At 73.8% G+C, this 17,554-nt stretch carries 16 protein-coding genes and 1 other RNA gene; 2 read left to right on the top strand and 15 right to left on the bottom strand.

The window, feature by feature from the left end; genetic code table 11:
• Positions 1 to 203: 203 nt before the first annotated feature.
• The 8 genes from OSB71_RS18535 to OSB71_RS18500 form a co-directional block, all read right to left on the bottom strand.
• Complete coding sequence (locus OSB71_RS18535; RefSeq protein WP_265949433.1) at positions 204 to 788, bottom strand: TetR/AcrR family transcriptional regulator; 585 nt, start codon at positions 786 to 788, stop codon at positions 204 to 206.
• Between the two features lie 49 nt (positions 789 to 837).
• Positions 838 to 1,803: a hydroxymethylbilane synthase gene (gene hemC / locus OSB71_RS18530; RefSeq protein ID WP_265949431.1), complete on the bottom strand. Its 966-nt coding sequence runs from the start codon at positions 1,801 to 1,803 to the stop codon at positions 838 to 840.
• A gap of 77 nt (positions 1,804 to 1,880) precedes the next feature.
• Positions 1,881 to 2,348 carry a hypothetical protein gene (locus tag OSB71_RS18525; protein WP_265949430.1) on the bottom strand — a complete coding sequence of 156 codons (468 nt, stop codon included), beginning with the start codon at positions 2,346 to 2,348 and terminating at the stop codon, positions 1,881 to 1,883.
• Positions 2,345 to 3,613 (bottom strand): molybdopterin-dependent oxidoreductase, encoded by a 1,269-nt coding sequence (locus OSB71_RS18520; protein ID WP_265949428.1) that lies wholly within the window; start codon positions 3,611 to 3,613, stop codon positions 2,345 to 2,347. Before OSB71_RS18520 ends, OSB71_RS18525 begins: the two co-directional genes overlap by 4 nt.
• 138 nt (positions 3,614 to 3,751) lie before the next feature.
• Positions 3,752 to 5,104: an acyltransferase family protein gene (locus OSB71_RS18515; RefSeq protein WP_265949426.1), complete on the bottom strand. Its 1,353-nt coding sequence runs from the start codon at positions 5,102 to 5,104 to the stop codon at positions 3,752 to 3,754.
• Entirely contained in the window at positions 5,101 to 7,290 is a 2,190-nt protein-coding gene (locus tag OSB71_RS18510; RefSeq protein WP_265949425.1) for a bifunctional polysaccharide deacetylase/glycosyltransferase family 2 protein, read from the bottom strand. Before OSB71_RS18510 ends, OSB71_RS18515 begins: the two co-directional genes overlap by 4 nt.
• Complete coding sequence (locus OSB71_RS18505) at positions 7,287 to 7,865, bottom strand: hypothetical protein (RefSeq protein ID WP_265949423.1); 579 nt, start codon at positions 7,863 to 7,865, stop codon at positions 7,287 to 7,289. Before OSB71_RS18505 ends, OSB71_RS18510 begins: the two co-directional genes overlap by 4 nt.
• A gap of 820 nt (positions 7,866 to 8,685) precedes the next feature.
• Positions 8,686 to 9,570 (bottom strand): glycoside hydrolase family 19 protein, encoded by an 885-nt coding sequence (locus tag OSB71_RS18500; protein WP_265949476.1) that lies wholly within the window; start codon positions 9,568 to 9,570, stop codon positions 8,686 to 8,688.
• 528 nt (positions 9,571 to 10,098) lie between these two features.
• On the opposite strand from OSB71_RS18500, the gene OSB71_RS18495 reads away from it, so the two are divergent.
• The gene (locus tag OSB71_RS18495; RefSeq protein ID WP_265949422.1) at positions 10,099 to 10,599 is read left to right on the top strand and encodes a GNAT family N-acetyltransferase; all 501 of its coding nucleotides are present in this window, start codon (positions 10,099 to 10,101) and stop codon (positions 10,597 to 10,599) included.
• A 141-nt stretch (positions 10,600 to 10,740) separates the two neighbouring features.
• On the opposite strand, the gene ssrA is transcribed toward OSB71_RS18495, so the two are convergent.
• The 5 genes from ssrA to ftsE all read right to left on the bottom strand — a co-directional run bounded on the left by ssrA (position 10,741) and on the right by ftsE (position 14,659).
• Positions 10,741 to 11,112: a transfer-messenger RNA gene (ssrA, locus tag OSB71_RS18490) on the bottom strand.
• Positions 11,113 to 11,276: 164 nt separating this feature from the next.
• Positions 11,277 to 11,756: an SsrA-binding protein SmpB gene (gene smpB, locus OSB71_RS18485; RefSeq protein ID WP_265949420.1), complete on the bottom strand. Its 480-nt coding sequence runs from the start codon at positions 11,754 to 11,756 to the stop codon at positions 11,277 to 11,279.
• A 17-nt stretch (positions 11,757 to 11,773) separates the two neighbouring features.
• Positions 11,774 to 12,970: a S41 family peptidase gene (locus tag OSB71_RS18480; RefSeq protein WP_265949418.1), complete on the bottom strand. Its 1,197-nt coding sequence runs from the start codon at positions 12,968 to 12,970 to the stop codon at positions 11,774 to 11,776.
• Between the two features lie 78 nt (positions 12,971 to 13,048).
• Positions 13,049 to 13,960 carry a permease-like cell division protein FtsX gene (gene ftsX, locus OSB71_RS18475; protein ID WP_265949416.1) on the bottom strand — a complete coding sequence of 304 codons (912 nt, stop codon included), beginning with the start codon at positions 13,958 to 13,960 and terminating at the stop codon, positions 13,049 to 13,051.
• 9 nt (positions 13,961 to 13,969) lie between these two features.
• A complete protein-coding gene (gene ftsE, locus OSB71_RS18470) occupies positions 13,970 to 14,659 on the bottom strand; it encodes a cell division ATP-binding protein FtsE (RefSeq protein ID WP_265949414.1) in 690 nt (229 codons plus the stop codon).
• A gap of 221 nt (positions 14,660 to 14,880) precedes the next feature.
• Between ftsE and OSB71_RS18465 the strand changes: the two genes are divergently transcribed.
• Complete coding sequence (locus tag OSB71_RS18465; protein ID WP_265949413.1) at positions 14,881 to 15,072, top strand: hypothetical protein; 192 nt, start codon at positions 14,881 to 14,883, stop codon at positions 15,070 to 15,072.
• An 89-nt stretch (positions 15,073 to 15,161) separates the two neighbouring features.
• Here the strand turns inward: OSB71_RS18465 and OSB71_RS18460 are convergent, their stop codons facing one another.
• The gene (locus OSB71_RS18460; protein ID WP_265949411.1) at positions 15,162 to 16,112 is read right to left on the bottom strand and encodes a hypothetical protein; all 951 of its coding nucleotides are present in this window, start codon (positions 16,110 to 16,112) and stop codon (positions 15,162 to 15,164) included.
• Between the two features lie 286 nt (positions 16,113 to 16,398).
• Positions 16,399 to 17,514 carry a peptide chain release factor 2 gene (gene prfB / locus OSB71_RS18455; RefSeq protein WP_265949409.1) on the bottom strand — a complete coding sequence of 372 codons (1,116 nt, stop codon included), beginning with the start codon at positions 17,512 to 17,514 and terminating at the stop codon, positions 16,399 to 16,401.
• Positions 17,515 to 17,554: the final 40 nt, after the last annotated feature.

Genomic DNA, 17,554 nt, shown 5'->3' with positions numbered 1-17,554 from the left:
GCACAGCGCGGGCGGGCCCGGGGCCTCGCGCGACCCCGGGGCCGCGCGACCGGGACGCGCCCCCGGCACAGGCGCCGGAGGTGCGGCACGCACCCGCGCCCGCACGCGGCACGGAACGCCCGCGCGCCGAGCGGAGCGCGCGGCGCCCGGGGGGCGGCGGGGAACCCGGGACGCGGCGCACCCGTGACGGCGCCGGGCCGCGCTCAGTCCAGCAGCGTCAGCGCCTGTTCGGCCGCCTCGCGCACGCGGGCGGGGTCGCTGGACGCCTTGCCCACCACGCGCAGCCCCTGGAGCAGTACCAGCAGCATGCGGGCCAGCCCCCGCGGGTCGCGCTCGGCGGGCAGTTCGCCCTGCGCCCGCGCCCGGATCAGCGCGGCGTGCAGCGGCGTCTCCACGTGGTCCCAGCTCGCCTCGACCCGGCGGGCCGCGACCGGGTCGTGCGGGGCCAGCTCGGCCGCCGTGTTGGTGACGAAGCAGCCGTCCAGCCGCCGCTCGGGGCAGGCGGCCTCGGCGGCGTAGCGGCGCACCAGCGCGCGCACCGCGGGCAGCACGGGGCCGGGCTGGGACAGCTCGGCCACCAGCACCGGGTCGCGCGCCTCGGTGTAGCGCTCCAGCGCCTTCAGGTACAGCTCGCGCTTGTTGCCGAAGGTGGCGTAGAGGCTGGCGCGCCCGATGCCGAGGTGCTCGACGAGGTCGGCCATCGACGTCGCCGCGTAGCCGCGCCGCCAGAAGAGCTCCAACGCGGCCTGGAGCACGGCGTCCGGATCGAATTCCCTGGTTCTGGCCACGCGACGAGACCCTAGCCGTATGCAGAACGATCGGTCAAATAACTGAGGTTCAGTGCGCGATGGCGTCGATGACGGCGCGGGCGCCCTGGGCGAGCAGCTCACCGGCGACCAGGCGCCCGAGCGCCTCCGGGTCCGCGGCGCCTTCGCCGACGGCGGTCGCGGCGGTCGCGGCGGTCGCGGCGGTCGCGGCGAGGACGGTGGCGCCGTCGGGTGAGAAGACGCGCGCGGTGAGGGTGAGCGTGCCGTCGGGCGCCGTCCGGGCGTACCCCGCGAGCGGGCTGTTGCAGTGGCCGCGCAGGGTGCCCAGCAGCGCGCGCTCGGCCCGCACCGCGCGCTCGGTGGCGGCGTCGTTGAGGGCCGCCGCGTAGCGCAGCGCGGCGGCGTCCCGGGTCCGGCAGCGCAGGGCGAGCACCCCCGCGCCCACGGGCGGGCACATGACCTCCACGGGCAGCACCTGGGCGACCCGGTCCACGGCGCGGATGCGGGCCAGGCCGCACACCGCGAGGACCAGCGCGTCGACGCGGCCCTCGGCCAGCTTCTCCAGTCGCCGCCCGACGTTGCCGCGCAACGGGACGCAGCGCAGGTGCGGATGGGACACGGCGAGCTGGGCGGCGCGGCGCACCGACGAGGTGCCGACGCGGGTGCACCGGGGCAGCTCGTCCAGGGTGCGCCCTTCGGGATGGACCAGGGCGTCGCGCACGTCGTCGCGGCGCAGGAACGCGGCGAACCGGGTTCCCTCGGGCAGCGGTTGGTCCCCGGGCACGTCCTTCAGGCAGTGCACCGCGATGTCGGCCGCGCCGTCCGCCAGCGCGGCGTCCACCTCCCGGGTGAAGGCCGCCTTCCCGCCCAGCGGGGCCAGGTTGCCGGTCCACCGGTCGCCGTAGGCGCTCACGGGCACCACCTCGGTGGCCAGCCGCGGGTAGTGCCCGGCCAGCTCCCGGCGCACCCGCTCCACCTGGGCGAGCGCCATCGGGGACGAACGGGTGGCGATGCGGATCAGCTCGGCGGGGGCCACGCTCGCACGATAGGCCGGGCGACCGCGCCCCGCGCCGCCGAACGCGGCGAACGGGTGGCCGCGGCGCGGGGCGGCGCTCAGGCCGGGGTCTCACCGCGCGCCCGGGCGCGCCACAGGCGGACCACCAGCACCAGCGCCGAGGCCGCGAACAGCGTGGCCGTGATGAGCAGCCAGCGGCCGAGGTAGACGTCGCCGGAGAGCCCGGTGGTCGCCGGGTACGCCTCCACACGGCCGAGGATGAGCGGGTGGTAGGTGAGCAGCAGCAGGCCGGAGAGGAGCACCGGCACCCGCACGTGGCCGACGAGGCGGCGCGTGCCGGGGCGGTGGCCGAACAGCGCCTGCGCGGCGCGGTCCGTCACCGTGTAGAGGGGCAGCAGCACCAGGTCGTGCACGAGGGCGGCGCCGACGAACCAGGCGGCCACCAGCCACGGCTCGCGGCCGCCCAGCAGCCGGACCCCGGCGTACCCGGCGAGGGCGAGGGAGCACAGCACGAGCAGCAGGTGCGCCGGTGACGCTCCGTACCGCGTGCGGCGCCGGGCGCTCACCCGCGCTCTCCGAACGCGAGCGCGCCCACCCACTTGGTGTTGTGCACTCCGGGGTTGGCCGGGACGATGACGCGTGCGGGGTAGCCGTGGTCCAGGGAGAGGTCCGCGCCGTTGACGCGCAGCGCGAGGAGCGAGCGCGGGTCGCGCACCTGGTTCTCGCGCAGCGCCGCCGAGCGGAACGCGCCCGCCGCCTGCACGGAGTCGACGAACACCCACGGCGGCCGCGCGCCGAGTCCGACGAGCGCGGCGAGGTCGGCCAGCCGCACCCCGCTCCACTCCTGGTCGGTCGTGGACCACCCCTCCACGCAGGCGATCGGCAGCGCCGCCCGGTGCTGCGGCAGGGCGAGCAACTGCGCCCTGCTCAGCACGCGTTCGCGGCCGCCACCGCGGACGACCAGGCGCCAGTCGGGGCCGACGTCCCGCTCCCCGACGCCCACCGCGGCGGCCGTCTTGTTGACCTGGAAGCCGTTCGGGCCGGGCCCGGCGTCCTGGCCGCGCGGGGCGAGCAGCGCCGTGGAGCGCAGCGGTCCCCCGACGCTCTGCCCCACGGTGACGCCGAACAGCAGCAGCGAGCCGCCGCCCACCGTGGCCAGCGCGCCGCGCCGGGAGACCGTCGGCGCGGCCGGGCGCGGGGTGGCGAGCCCGGCCGCGTCCGCTGGACCGCCGTCCCCCGGCGCCGTACCACCGTCGGGGGAGCGGCCGCGCAGCGTGCGCAGGGCGGCGGGGGCGCGCGTGGCGACGTGCACCGCGAAGGCACCGGCGAACACCCAGGAGCCGTAGAGGTGCAGCGGGTAGAAGGACCCGGGGAAGACGTACTCGAGCTGCACGTTGAGCACGCCGGTGGCGAACACGAACAGCACGCCGCCGACGAGCAGCAGCAGCGAGAGGCGCTCCAGGGCGTGCGCGGGCGAGCGCACCGGCGGCCAGGTGAACAACCGCGGGACGACCGACCACAGCTTCGCCAGCAGCACGGGGATCAGCGCGATGCCCAGGGTGACGTGGACGCCCTGGGTCAGCCGGTACAGCCAGTGCGGGTCGGTGGGCCAGGGGAAGAGGTAGAAGCCCAGCAGGCCCCGGTCGGGGGTCGTGTCGTTGCCGGGCAGGTCGGGGTTGTAGGCGGCGTAGGAGAGCAGCCCCGTCAGGAGGAGCACGGGGACGCCGAGGAGCAGGACGCCACCGAGGGCGGACGTCAGCCACGGGCCGCGCAGCGGACTGCGCCAGAAGCCGGGCCGCGCCGGGCCGTGACCGTCGCGCCTGCCGTCCATCGCCACCTCGTCCGGTCCGCCGGAGGGCGGCGGTGCGCCGCCCCGGACTCGCACGGTAGGGCCCGGCGCGCGGCGGTGGCGGGTACCGCGCCGCAGGAGCGGACCGGCGTCAGCCCGAGGAGGGTCCGCGAACGGCCGTCACCCCGGGCCACCGGCCCCCGGCCGCCGCCGCCCGGCCTGCCGCCGTCCGGCCTCCCCCGCCCGTGCGGTGGCCGTCCGGCCGCCGGTGGGCCACAGCCGGACGCGGCGCCGCGCGGCGACGTCCTCGGCCCAGCCCACCGCGACGATGAACACCGCCACCAGGGGCCAGACGAGCACGAACATCATCGGGGGGTACAGACTGGTCAGCAGGTCCGCGTGGGTGGGCCACACGCCGGGGATGCTCCACAGCGGGTCCAGCAGCGGAATGGTGGCGATGAGCGCGATCTCGTGCCACAGGTACAGCGTCACCGCGCGGCTGTTGGCGAGCGTCACCAGCCGCTCGTAGCGGGCCAGGCGCCCGGGCAGCCGCTCCCAGGAGGGGCTGACGCGCAGCAGCAGCACGCAGAAGCCGAAGGACCACAGGGCCTGCGCGAGCGGGATGTCGTTGAGGTCCAGCCCGTCGGGCCCGGGGTGTCCGGTGGCCCACCACAGGCCGAGCGCCATGAACAGCGGGGCGAGGGACGGCGCGACGTAGGCCGGGATGCGGCGCAGCAGCCCGTCGTGGTGGGCGAAGCCGAGCACCCAGCAGGAGCCGAAGGTGACGAAGTCGACCACGGCGTTGCCGGTCTGGCCCGGGATGTCGACCAGGCCGGTGCCGAGCAGCGCGGTCAGGCCGAGCGGGGCGAGCAGCGTCACCCACGGCAGCCGCCGGAAGCACCACAGCAGCAGCGGGGAGAGCAGCACGAACCAGAAGTAGGCGCGCAGGTACCACAGGGGCGCGGCGGCCTGCACGGCCCAGGTGTCGGAGAGGACGCCGCCCTCGTCACCGATGTGCCACGGGAAGGGCGGCGAGCCGACCGGCACCACCCAGCACAGCAGGCGCAGCCAGAACCAGACCTCCTCCCCCTTGGCCGGCCCCCAGCCCTGGAAGAACAGCATGCCGAGGACGAGGACGCCGTACAGCCACAGCGGCAGCAGCAGCCGCCGCACGCGCTGCTTGATGACGCCCCGCGCCGGCCGGCGCAGCGAGCGGGCCATCAGCGACCCGGCGAGGGCGAACATCACGCCCATGGACGGGAAGAGGAACGTCAGCCAGGCCCACCCGAAGGTGTGGTAGACGACGACGCGCAGGAGCGCGAGGGCGCGCAGGAGGTCCAGGTACCGGTCCCGGCCGGGTGCCGCGGGGGCGGCCGGCGCCGGGGCCCCGGTCGGTTCCGCGGCCCCGGGGAGCGGCGCGGCGGTGGCGGCGGACGCCGGACGGGCGGGAAGCGGTCCGGCGGGGGACGGTACGGCAGGGGGCGGTCCGGCGGGGGACGGTACGGCAGGGGGCACCGGTGCGGCGTGCGTCATGCGGCGGGCGTCCTTTCCCGGGCCTCGCGGTCCGGCGGCGACGGGCGGCGGGAGTCGGCCGTCGGCGCGGACTCCACCGCGCCGGTGCGGCGCAGCTTCTGCCAGCGCAGCCGGCCACCGGTCAGCGCGGTGATCCAGGACTGCAGCAGCACGACGTACATCAGTTGCCGGTAGAGGATCTGCTGGAGCGGCAGGGACAGCAGGTGCGTCGGCTTCTCCCGGTCCAGTCGGAAGGCGTAGGCCGCGCACAGCGCCTGGACGCCCAGCACGCCCAGCCAGGCGCCGACCGTCTTCCCCGTCGGCCCGAAGATGATGCCGTACAGCAGGAAGACGTCGATGAGCGGGGCGAGCAGCGGGGCGAGCACCATGAACAGCGACACCAGCGGCAGGCCGACGCGCCCGAAGCGGCCGGAGGGCCCGCGCTCGATCAGGGACCTGCGGTGCTTCCAGATGGCCTGCATCGTGCCGTAGGACCAGCGGTAGCGCTGGGACCACAGTTGCTGCACCGTCTCCGGCGCCTCTGTCCAGGCCCGCGCGTTCTCGGCGTAGACGACGCGCCAGCCGTCGCGGTGCAGCGCCATGGTGATGTCGGTGTCCTCGGCCAGCGTGTCGTCGCTCATCCCGCCGACGCGCTCCAGCGCGGTGCGGCGGAAGGCGCCGACCGCCCCGGGGATGGTGGGCATGCAGCGCAGCACGTCGTACAGGCGCCGGTCGAGGTTGAAGCCCATGACGTACTCGATGTGCTGCCAGGCCCCGATGAGGGTGTCCCGGTTGCCCACCTTGGCGTTCCCGGCGACCGCGCCGACGGTCGGGTCGCCGAAGGGCCGCACCAGTTCCCGCACCGTGGTCGGTTCGAACACGGTGTCGCCGTCCATCATCACCACGATGTCGTGGGAGGCGTGCGCGATGCCGTTGTTGAGCGCGGCCGGCTTGCCGCCGTTGGGCTGCCGCACGACGCGCACCCCGGGCAGCGCGAGGTCCTCGACGATGTCGGCGGTGCCGTCCCGGGAGCCGTCGTCGATGACGATGACCTCGATCGGATGGTCGCTGGCGGCCAGCGACCGCACGGTGTTGGCGATGCACTTGCGCTCGTTGTACGCCGGGACGAGCACGGTCACCGGCTCGGTGACCGGCGGGCCCCAGGAGAACCCGGGCCGGCGCACCCGGCGGGCGTGCACGAAGGACAGCACCAGCATCAGGCCGAACCGCGCGAACACCAGCGTGCCGATGACGGCGAGCGCGACGACGAGGACGCTCATCGCGTTCTGCGACACCGTGACCGCGCCGACGAACGCCCTGCCCTGCCACAGCGTGAAGCCGGTGACCTCGGTGTGCGCGCTCGGCGCGTCCAGCGCCTCGGTGAGATTGGTGAACTCGTACCCGCGCTCGCTCAGCTCCGGCAGCATCCGGCCGAGCGCGGCGACCGTCTGCGAGCGGTCGCCGCCCGCGTCGTGCATGAGGACGATCGCGCCCTCGCCGGGCACGTCCGGCATGGCGTTGTCGACGATCGCGTCGACTCCGGGACGGGCCCAGTCCTTGCTGTCGGTGTCGTTGAGCACGGTGAGGTAGCCCAGCTCCCGGCCGATGTACTCCGACACCGGCCAGCTCGTGTTGTCCAGCGCGTAGGAGTGCGAGGAGTAGGGCGGCCGGAACAGCGAGGTGCGGATGCCCGCCGCCCCGGCCAGCGAGAGCTGGTTCTGCGCCAGCTCCCAGTCCACCCGGGCGTGCGACTGCAAGGAGAGGTCGGGGTGGTTGAAGGTGTGCAGGCCGATCTCGTGGCCCTCGTCCACCATGCGCCGCACCAGGTCCGGGTGGCGCGCGGCCATCGCCCCGGTGATGAAGAAGACGCCGTGCGCGTCGTAGCGGGCCAGCTCGTCCAGCACCTTCGGCGTCCACGTGGGGTCGGGGCCGTCGTCGAAGGTGAGCACGATCCTGTGGTCCGGCACGTCGTAGGTCACCGGCTCGCCGTCCCGGACGTCGATGACCGGGCCGCCCTCCAGGATCTCGTCCGGCACCTCGTTCTGCGCGGTGGGCGGGCTGACGCGGTGGTCGGCGAGGAACTCGCTGTGCACGTAGCCGCGCAGCAGCAGCATCACCGTGACGGCGACCAGGACGAGCGAGGGCAGCAGGTAGCGCAGGGGCAGGCGGCGGGGACCGCGCTGCCGCTTGTGGGCGGGGGTGCTCATCGGCGGACGGCGCCCTCGTCCGCGGCGTCGCCGTCCGGGGTGTCCTCGTCCTCGTCACCGGCGCCGGGTGCGTCCCCCTCGTCGCCGTCGCCGCCGCCCTGGGTGTCCGGCGGGGCGGGGCCGTCGGGGCCCGGCTCCACGGTGGGCCGGTCGGGCGGGCTGGGCGACGCCGGCGGGGTCACCGACGTCTTCGAGGGCTCCGGCTCGGTGGCGGGCCCGGAGTCCGTGGGCCGGGGCGCGGGCGCGCTGGTGGACCGGGGCACGGGCACGGCGTCGCTCACCGGACGCTCCGCCACCCGCGTCGGCGCGGTCTCCGGCGCCGGGGGCTCCACGGCTTCCGGCTCGGGCGCCGTCTCGCTGGGGCTGGGCTCGGACGCGGGCCGGACCTGCTCGGCTGGCGGCTCGGCCTGCCCCGATATCGGCAGCCACGGGGCGTTCGAGCTCCCGCCGGACAGGCTGACGCCCAGCACCGCGGCGTACCCGGCACAGGCCAGCCCGAGCAGCCAGCCGACCCGCCGCAGCAGCCGTCTGCGCCGTCCGCTGCCGTCGACGAAGACGGGTGAGTTGAGGCTCATGTCTGTGTGCACCCCTCGAAGTACCGAGCGCTTGCGCCGAGGCGCGTCACACGTCTCCCTCCGGACTCCTCCGGGACGTCCGCCCCTCCAACACCGCGTCGGCCGAAATCTACCGCACCCTCCCCACACACAAGTGCGACCTTTCACCCATCGGACCCTGCCCCCGGCCGACAATGTGATGAATTTGTGCTGACGTCGACTCCGCACCGGGCGTATCCGGCCACCCCCGACACACCGGACGAACCGCCCCCCGGGCGGCGTCAGGCGGCGATCGGGCACGGACGGCCGGCTCGGAGGCGGCGTGGGCACTGGACGGCGACCGGCCCGGGCAGCGGCGGCCCCGCACACCGCGCGACGCTTCCCGTGGCCCGGCAGCCACCGCGCCACCGCATCCCGGCGCGCCGGTCGAGGCCGACGATGTCGAGGCCGACGATCCCGCGTGCCTCCAGGACGCTGAGGCCCCGGCCCGTGAGCCGGAGGCGCCCCTCCCGCTAGCGGGACAGGGCCTTACGGCCGGGCGCCTGCCCCGGCCCTCCCGGATCTCGCGTTCCGTCGCATCCCCGCTCCGGGGTGTTGCGACGCCCCCTGGAACCAGCCCGGTGCGCGCGGAGCCGCACGCGCGGCGGAGTGGCGAGAAGGCGAGGCGCGGGCGCACCGGGCCAACGCGGCGGGCCGCAGGCGCGGCGAGCGAGGGGCGGCAGGCCCGGCGGGCGGCGAGCGCGGCGCTCGCGGTGGTCGCACACGTCGGCGGTGGCCGCAGCGGGCGCTGCGGCCACCGCCTGGCACGCCGGCCGGGCGCGCGGGAGGTGCGGGGAGGGCGTCAGCAGCTCAGGTTGGAGCCCGGCGTCGTCCCGAGGAGCTGGGTGAAGCGCTGGTAGTTGTCGATCCGGCTCTGCACCTGGCGCGGGTTGCGGCCGTCGCACTCCAGGGCGCCGTTGATGCTGCGGATCGTCTCGCCGAAGCCGTGCCCGTTCACCATGGCCTGGTGACCGGTCATGGTGCCGGGACCGGACTGGGTGTTCCAGTACCACAGCGCCGTCTTCCAGGCGACGGCCGAGTCGTTCTGCACCAGGTGCGGGTTGCGCAGCAGGTCCAGGCCGAGGGCGTCACCGGCCGCCTTGTAGTTGAAGTTCCAGCTGAGCTGGATGGGGCCGCGCCCGTAGTAGGCCGCCTGTCCGGCGGGGCAGCCGTAGGGCTGGGAGGCGTCGCAGTAGTGCGGGTAGTTGGCCTCGTTCTGCTCCACGATGTGGACCAGGCCGCCCGTCTCGTGGCTGACGTTGGCCAGGAACGCGGCGGCCTCCCGCTTGCGGGTCGTCTCGTCCCCGGTGTTGGCGAACCCGGGGTACGCGCTGAGCGCGGCCGTCAGGCCCTGGTAGGTGTAGAAGGGGTTCCGGTTCGGGAACATCTGCTGGAACTGCGCCTCGGAGACGAGGAAGTCGCCGTCACCCGGGTCACCGGGGTCGCCCGGGTCGCCGGGGCTGTCGCCGTCGCCACAGGTGCCCTGGTTCTCCCAGACGCCCGAGCCGCCGGAGCTCGGCGCCTCGCCCTGGGTCCACCACTTGGCCCGCCAGTTGTGCCCGCTGTGGGAGGCGGTGTCGCCGCCCAGGTAGACGGTCCCGGCCTGCCACGGCGTCACGCAGGCCGGTACCGCGCTCGCCGTGTACCCCGGCGCGAGCACGGCGAGGGCGCCGACGAGCCCGGTCATGGCCAGGAAGGCGAGGATGCGTTGCCTTACCACTGGATCACCCTTTTCCTGTCGCCCCCCGAATGTGACAGGAACCAGTCAAGAGGGCTTGGTCTGCACCAGTCAAGGTATAGACCATTTTTGACGCCAACTCAGCCGTCCGGCCCCACGGCACCAGACCGGAACGACCACGGTCAGCGCCCCCACCACTCCCCCACCACCAGCCGAAACGCCCCGCGGCCCGGGCCCGACGGAGCGAAAGGGCCCAACGGGGCGGCCGGGCCCAACGGGGCGGCCGGGCTCGACGGGACGGACGCGCCCCACGAAGCGGACGCGCCTGGCGGGACGAACGGGCCCGGCGGGGCGGTCGGGCGGCCCCGCGCGGCGCACCGAGCCACCGGGCGGCGTCTCCAACCAGCGGGGCCGCACGGGCGGCCCCGTCCCGGCCACGAGGCGTCCACGCCCCCGAAGCCCACGCTCGGTCGTCGCGTCGACCGACCGCCGGAAAAAGGACAGCGGCTGACCGCGCGGCCCACCTAGGGTGCGCTCATGACAAGCGCACCGCGTCTGGAGACGATCACCGCCGGCAACCTCGACGCCGCACTCGCGCTGCGGCCCCGACCGGATCAGGAGCACCTGGTGGCGCCGGTCGTGCGGTCGCTGGCCGAGGCGTACGTCCACCCCCGCACGGCCTGGCCCCGGCTCGTTCTGGACGGCGACCGTCCGGTCGGCTTCCTCATGGCGTTCTTCGACATCGACTGGGCGGGCGACGGCCGGGGCACCGACCTGCGCTCCGGCCTCTGGCGGCTCACCGTCGCGGCCGGGGAGCAGGGGCGGGGGTACGGGCGGTTCGCGGTCGAGGCCGTGGCCGACGAGATACGCCGCCGCGGCGGCACCCGGCTCACCACCACCTGGCACCCGGGTGCGGACGGCCCGGAGGGCTTCTACCTCGGCCTCGGGTTCCGCCCGACCGGAGAGACCAGCGGGGATCAGACGGTCGGCGAGCTGCGCCTGCGCCGCCCGGAAGGGCGTCCGGCGCGCGCGGAGTAAGGCCGGGGTGGGGCCGGGGTGAGGCCGCCCCGCCCGAGCCACGCCCACCGCCGGGCACCGGCCCGGGGGGGCACCGCCCGTGCCCCCCGCACGCACGTCGACGGCGGCGCTCCCGAGGGAACGCCGCCGTCGACGGTGCATGAGTGGAGATGGCGGGAATCGAACCCGCGTCCAGCGAAGTGGAAGGAGGGCTTCTCCGAGCGCAGTCTGCTGTGCTTTTCTCAGCCCCGGCAGTCACGCAGACAAGCTGCCGACGGGCTCAGTCACTGTGAGATGTCCCGGCAGGCCCCGTGACCAGGCCTACGCGGTGAGTTCCCTAGCTGATGCCAGGCACCGGGTCGGGAACGCACCCGGGCTGACACTCCGCGAGTCGCTGCTCAGGCAGCGAGGGCGAAGGAATCGCGCTTAGTGTTGGCGATTATTTTTTTGCGGCACATGGTTAACGAGATCATTGCCGCGTTCCTCGGCTCGCTTCCCCTGCTTCGACATCCGCTGTCGAAACCGATCATCCCCGTGTTGAGTTGACAACCCGCCCGACCGGAGCCGAACGGCGCTGGGTCCATCATAAAGGACCAACCGGGAACCGCGCCAACCTATTCCCGCCCCCGGGGGAACGGCGCTGCGGCGCACCCGCCGTCACACCCGGTGCCCGGCAGGGGTACCGGGCGTGACGACGCTCAGCGGCGCGCCCGGCGCCGCGCGGCCGAGATGGCCCGCTCGGCCTCGCGCCGGTCCTGCTTCTCCCGCAGCGTCTGCCGCTTGTCGTACTCCCGCTTGCCCCGGGCGAGCGCCAGCTCCACCTTGGCGCGTCCGTCCTTGAAGTACAGCGCCAGCGGCACCAGCGTCAGACCGGTCTCCTGCACCTTGCCGGTGAGCTTGTCGATCTCCTCGCGGTGCAGCAGCAGCTTCCGCTTGCGCCGGGCGCTGTGGTTGGTCCACGTGCCCTGGCTGTACTCGGGGATGTGCACGTTGTGCAGCCACATCTCGCCGCCGTCGAGGTGGGCGAACCCGTCCACCAGCGAGGCGCGCCCCTGCCGCAACGACTTCACCTCGGTCCCGGTCAGGACGAGACCGCACTCGTAGGTGTCGAGGATGACGTAGTCGTGCCGGGCCTTCTTGTGCTGCGCGATGAGTTTGCGACCGGTCTCTTTTGCCATAGCCGGGCCATTGTTCCTCACTCGCGGGCGGCGAGGCCACTCAATACCGTGCGGGCCTTGTCCCGCGCGTCCTCGTCGGCGTCCACGACGACGTCCGGGGCCAGCCCGGTGCCCTCCAGCCTGCGGCCGCCGGGGGTGGCGTACTGGCCCACGGTGAGCTCGGCGACCGAGCCGTCGGGCTGGACGTGCGGGAGCTGCACCGAGCCCTTGCCGAAGGTCTCGGTGCCCACGACGAGGGCCCGGCCCCGGTCCTGGAGCGCACCGGCCAGCAGTTCGGCGGCGCTCATCGAGCCGCCGTCGACCAGGACGACGAGCGGGCTCTCGGTGTCGCCACCCGGCTCCGCGTACAGCGCCCGCTGCCGCGCGCCGTCCCCGTACGTGGCGACCAGGCCGCCGTCGAGGAAGACGGAGGCGGCCGCGGTGGCCTCCCGGACCAGTCCGCCGGGGTTGCCGCGCAGGTCGAGCAGGATGCCGTGGTCGGCCGGGACGGCCGCGACGGCCTCCCGCAGCCGCGCGCCCGAGCCGGAGCTGAAGGCGGTGACGGCGATGCGGGTGGCGTCGTCGGCGACCCGCTCGACGGTGACGTCGCCGCTGTCCAGCCGCGCGCGCTCCAGCACCGGCGTCCACGTCCGACCCTCGCGGCTCACCCCGAGTTCCACGGGCGTCCCGGCGGACATCTCCCGCCCGGCGCGGCCGGCGTCCCCGCGCAGCAGCGCCACGACCTCGGTGACGGGGAGGCCGCGCACGTCGGCGCCGTCGACCGTGTGCAGTAAGTCACCGGCGTGGAGCCCGGCGCGCCCGGCGGGGCTGCCCTCGGTGACGCTGACGATCTCCACGGGCCCGCCGCCGCCACCGCGCACGGTGAGGCCGACGCCGACGTAACCGCCCTCCAGCGTCCGCTGGAACTCCGCGAACTCCCGGGCCGTGTACGCCGCCGACCAGCGGTCGCCGCTGCGGCTGACGGCCTCGTGGGCGTCGCTGCCGCCGCGCGCCCCGCGGCCGTCACCCGCCTCCGGGCCCCCCGCATGCGGGTCGGCGGCCGCCGCCGCGGGCCCCGGCGCCCCGGCGCCCGGCGGGGCGTCGACGGAGGCGTCGGCCTCCGGCGTCCAGGCACCACCGGCGAACCCCGTCAGCAGGGCCCCGGCGAACACGAGGGGCAGTGCGGCCCCGCGGCCGATGCGGCGAGGCTGGACGAACATCCACGAGCCCGACATGCTGCGGAGTCTAGGACAGCGCGGGGCGCCGCACGGAGGTGCGACGGTACGGCGCCCGCGATCTGCCGCGCTCCGGGTTCACACCTTCAGGTACTTGCGCAGCGTCAGGAAGGCGGCGAGAGCGGGCATCAACACGCCCACGGCCAGCACCAACGGGATGACCTTCCACACCGCGTCGTAGCCGATGAAGCTGATCAACTCGACCTTCTGGGCCAGGAAGTTGTCGACGAGGGTGAGCTTGCCCACAACGAGCAGCAGCCCGGCGAACACCCCGCCGATCATCCCGGCGATAGCGGCCTCCAGGATGAACGGGATCTGGATGTAGAAGCTGGACGCGCCCACCAGGCGCATGATCCCCGTCTCGCGCCGACGGCTGAACGCCGAGACGCGCACGGTGTTGACGATGAGCAGCATCGCGACGACCAGCATCAGGCCCATGACGAACAGGGCCGCCATCCGCAGCCCGTCCAGCAGACTGAACAGATTGTCCAACAGGCCGCGCTGGTCCTGGACCTCCTGCACGCCGGCCCGGCCCGCGAACGCGGTGGCGATGACGTCGTACTTGGTGGGGTCCTTCAGCTTGACCCGGTAGGACTCCTGCATCTGCTCGGGCGTGAGCGACGAGGCCAGCGGCGAGTCCTTGAACTGCTTCTGGTACTGCTCGAAGGCCTGCTCCGCGGACTCGTAGTAGACCTTCTCGACGACGTCCAGCTTCTCCAGGTCGGCCTTGATCTCGCGCTTCTGCTGGCCGGTGACGGCGCCCCGGTCGCAGTTCGGGTCGATCTCGGCGTCGTTCTTGTTGCACAGGTAGATCGACACCTGGACCTTGTCGTACCAGTACCCCTTCATCGAGTTGACCTGCTGGTTGGCCAGCAGCGCGCCGCCGAGCAGCGCGAGGGAGATGGCCACGGAGATGATGACCGCGAACGTCATCGTGAGATTGCGCCGGAGACCCGTGGCGATCTCCGACAGAACGAACTGGCCGCGCATGGCGTCCTTTCAGTGCTGATAGCCGTAGACGCCGCGCGACTGGTCACGCACGAGACGGCCCTGTTCGAGTTCGATCACACGCTTGCGCATCTGGTCGACGATCTGCTGGTCGTGGGTGGCCATGATGACCGTCGTACCGGTCCGGTTGATGCGGTCGAGCAGCTTCATGATGCCGACCGACGTCTGCGGGTCGAGGTTGCCGGTGGGCTCGTCCGCGATGAGCAGCATCGGCCGGTTGACGAACGCCCGGGCGATGGCGACGCGCTGCTGCTCACCTCCGGACAGCTCGCCGGGCATCCGGCCCTCCTTGCCGCCGAGGCCCACCAGGTCCAGCACCTCGGGCACCGTCTTGCGGATCTGCCCGCGCGGCTTGCCGATGACCTCCAGGGCGAAGGCGACGTTCTCGCCCACCGTCTTGTTGGGCAGCAGCCGGAAGTCCTGGAAGACGGTGCCCAACTGGCGCCGCATGTGCGGCACCTTCCAGTGGGACAGCCGGCCCAGGTCCTTGCCGAGCACGTGGACCTGGCCGTGGCTGGCCCGCTCTTCCCGCAGCACCAGGCGCAGGAAGGTGGACTTGCCGGAGCCCGAGGACCCCACGAGGAAGACGAACTCACCGCGCTCGATCTCCAACGAGACGTCGCGGAGCGCCGGGCGGTTCTGCCTCGGATACGTCTTGGAGACGCTGTCGAATCGGATCACTGATTTACACCACGTCGGCCTGGGTAGGGGGAACGGAAGCCGCGGCGCGGCTCCTGGTTCGGTGCAGTGACACTACGCGACGCGTACGACGCCGCGCAGTCGGCGTCCGGTAAGTGCGCACGTATGCGCCCCGGCGTGCAGCCTGGCAGAGTGGAACCAGGAGAACCCTTGGGGAACGAATCACTCCGCGAGGGCGTTGGCGCGGTAAAGGAGGAGATCGCATGACGTGCGACCGACTGGTGTGCGCCAACTGCGCGGGGCCCGTGAGCGAGGCCCGCTGCACCGTGTGCCGCGCCCAGCGGAACCGGCTGCACCGGCAGGGGCCGTTGGCCGCGCTGACGCCCCCCGCCCTGCTGGCGCTGCTGCTGGCGCTGCTCTCGGTGGTGTTCGTGGCGCGCCAGATGGCGTTCTGACCGGCACCCACCCCCGTACTGACGCATCGCGAGGGCCCGGACACCCAGAGTGTCCGGGCCCTCGCTCACGCGTTGTCGCGCACCGTGGCTCAGGCCGCGGCGGCGCCGTCGCGGCTCATCAGGCGGGGCAGCATGCGGAAGCCCACGCCTCCGGCGATCATGGTCGCCGCGCCGACGAGCAGGAACGCCGTCTCGGTCGCGCCGGTCTCGGCCAGCTCCTCGCCGCCGCCCTGCGGGGCCGCCGGCTGCTGGGGCTTCTGCTCGGGCGTGGTGATCTGCTCCTTGGCGCCGCCCTGCGGGTCCTCGCCGGAGCCGTCGGGGTCGAGGCCGCCGTCGCCGCCACCGGTCGCGCCACCCTGGACGCCACCCTGGGCACCGCCCTGGTCGCCACCGCCCTGAGCGCCACCCTGGTCGCCACCGCCCTGGGCACCGCCCTGGTCGCCGCCACCCTGAGCGCCACCCTGGTCGCCGCCACCCTGGTCGCCACCGCCCTGGGCACCACCCTGGTCGCCACCGCCCTGGGCACCACCCTGGTCGCCGCCACCCTGGGCACCACCCTGGTCGCCGCCACCCTGGGCACCACCCTGGTCGCCGCCACCCTGGGCACCACCCTGGTCGCCGCCACCCTGAGCACCACCCTGGTCGCCGCCACCCTGAGCACCACCCTGGTCGCCGCCACCCTGAGCACCACCCTGGTCGCCGCCACCCTGGGCACCACCCTGGTCGCCGCCACCCTGGGCACCACCCTGGTCGCCGCCACCCTGGGCACCACCCTGGTCGCCGCCACCCTGGTCGCCACCGCCCTGGGCACCACCCTGGTCGCCACCGCCGCCGTTGTCGCCGCCGTCGGTGTCGCCGCCCGTCAGGAGGCCGCCGTCGGAGAGGCCGCCGCTGTCGGCGTCCTGCGTGGTGATCTCGTCGCCGGCCTTACCGCCCGTGGCCGCCTGGGCGACCCCCGCGACGGTCAGCGAAGCCCCCGCTGCGAACACGGTGCCCGCGACGATCCGCGCGACGCGCACCCGCGTCTTGGAATTGGTCACTACCAACTACCCCCAGTAGCTGTCTTGTCGATGGAGCAGCGGTACCGGGCGCTCTGGTGCCGGGGATCTCGACGCGGGTGCCCACGGCCACTTCGGTGACCGGGCGTCCCTATTCCGCCCCCACACGTGCACTCGTCCCCGGCACACACCTGCTGAGCGGACAGCTTTCCCAGTTTTCACACCAGCGTCAAGCGACGACGGGGCGAACGGCGGCGTACAAGCGGGCACTTACCGACGAAGTCGGACATCTGTGAGCCACCGCACACCGGCCAGGGGCCGGACGGGGTCAGCTCGCCGGGCTCTCCTGCCGCTTGCGCCAGCGGATGCCGGCCTCCAGGAAGCCGTCGATGTCACCGTCGAGCACGCCCTGGGGGTTGCCGACCTCGTGCTCGGTGCGCAGGTCCTTGACCATCTGGTACGGCTGGAGCACGTAGGAACGCATCTGGTTGCCCCAGGAGTTGCCCCCGTCGCTCTTGAGGGCGTCCATCTTGGCCTGCTCCTCCGCCCGCCGGTGGGCCAGCAGCCGGGACTGCATCACGCGCAGCGCCGCCGCGCGGTTTTGGATCTGCGACTTCTCGTTCTGGCAGGAGACGACGATGCCGGTCGGGAGGTGGGTCATCCGCACCGCGGAGTCCGTGGTGTTGACGGACTGGCCGCCCGGCCCGGAGGAGCGGAAGACGTCCACCCGCAGCTCGTTCTCCGGGATGTCGATGTGGTCGGTCTGCTCGACGACGGGCATGACCTCCACACCGGCGAAGGAGGTCTGCCGGCGGCCCTGGTTGTCGAACGGTGAGATGCGCACCATGCGGTGGGTGCCCTGCTCGACCGAGAGCGTGCCGTAGGCGTACGGCGCCTTCACCGAGAAGGTGGTGGACTTGATGCCCGCCTCCTCGGCGTAGGAGGTGTCCAGCACCTCGGTCGGGTAGCCGCGGCGCTCGGCCCAGCGCAGGTACATGCGCTGGAGCTGCTCGGCGAAGTCGGCGGCGTCCACGCCACCGGCCTCGGCGCGGATGCTGACCATGGCCTCGCGCGCGTCGTACTCGCCGGAGAGCAGCGTGCGCACCTCCAGCTCGTCGACCGCCTTCTGCACGGCGGCGAGCTCGCCCTCCGCCTCGGCCCGGGCGTCGGCGTCGTCCTCGGCGTCCGCCAGCTCGAAGAGCACGCCCACGTCCTCGATGCGGCCGTGCAGCTCCTCGACCCTGCGGAGCTGGCCCTGCAGGTAGGAGAGCTTGCTCGTCACCCGCTGGGCGTTGTCGGGGTCGTCCCACAGCGAGGGGGCCGCCGCCTGCTCTTCGAGCACGGCGATGTCGGCCCGCAGCTTCTCCAGGTCCAGGACGGCCTCGATCGACTCCATCGTGGAGGTGAGGGACTTCAGTGCTTCGGATACATCGACGACTGCCACGCCTCCAGCCTACCGGCTGTGGGAAGCCGACAATCCGGCG

It is taken from the genome of Streptomyces marinisediminis, assembly GCF_026262575.1.
GTDB lineage: Bacteria > Actinomycetota > Actinomycetes > Streptomycetales > Streptomycetaceae > Streptomyces > Streptomyces marinisediminis.
This window is presented reverse-complemented; position numbering and strand designations above follow the sequence as displayed.

Excerpts from the sequence above, each read along its gene's own strand:
- OSB71_RS18520 (WP_265949428.1), bottom strand. The coding sequence starts at position 3,613 with ATGGACGGCAGGCGCGACGGTCACGGCCCGGCGCGGCCCGGCTTCTGG.
- OSB71_RS18515 (WP_265949426.1), bottom strand. The coding sequence starts at position 5,104 with ATGACGCACGCCGCACCGGTGCCCCCTGCCGTACCGTCCCCCGCCGGA.
- OSB71_RS18510 (WP_265949425.1), bottom strand. The coding sequence starts at position 7,290 with ATGAGCACCCCCGCCCACAAGCGGCAGCGCGGTCCCCGCCGCCTGCCC.
- OSB71_RS18505 (WP_265949423.1), bottom strand. The coding sequence starts at position 7,865 with ATGAGCCTCAACTCACCCGTCTTCGTCGACGGCAGCGGACGGCGCAGA.
- OSB71_RS18500 (WP_265949476.1), bottom strand. The coding sequence starts at position 9,570 with ATGACCGGGCTCGTCGGCGCCCTCGCCGTGCTCGCGCCGGGGTACACG.
- OSB71_RS18495 (WP_265949422.1), top strand. The coding sequence starts at position 10,099 with ATGACAAGCGCACCGCGTCTGGAGACGATCACCGCCGGCAACCTCGAC.
- smpB (WP_265949420.1), bottom strand. The coding sequence starts at position 11,756 with ATGGCAAAAGAGACCGGTCGCAAACTCATCGCGCAGCACAAGAAGGCC.
- OSB71_RS18480 (WP_265949418.1), bottom strand. The coding sequence starts at position 12,970 with ATGTCGGGCTCGTGGATGTTCGTCCAGCCTCGCCGCATCGGCCGCGGG.
- ftsX (WP_265949416.1), bottom strand. The coding sequence starts at position 13,960 with ATGCGCGGCCAGTTCGTTCTGTCGGAGATCGCCACGGGTCTCCGGCGC.
- OSB71_RS18465 (WP_265949413.1), top strand. The coding sequence starts at position 14,881 with ATGACGTGCGACCGACTGGTGTGCGCCAACTGCGCGGGGCCCGTGAGC.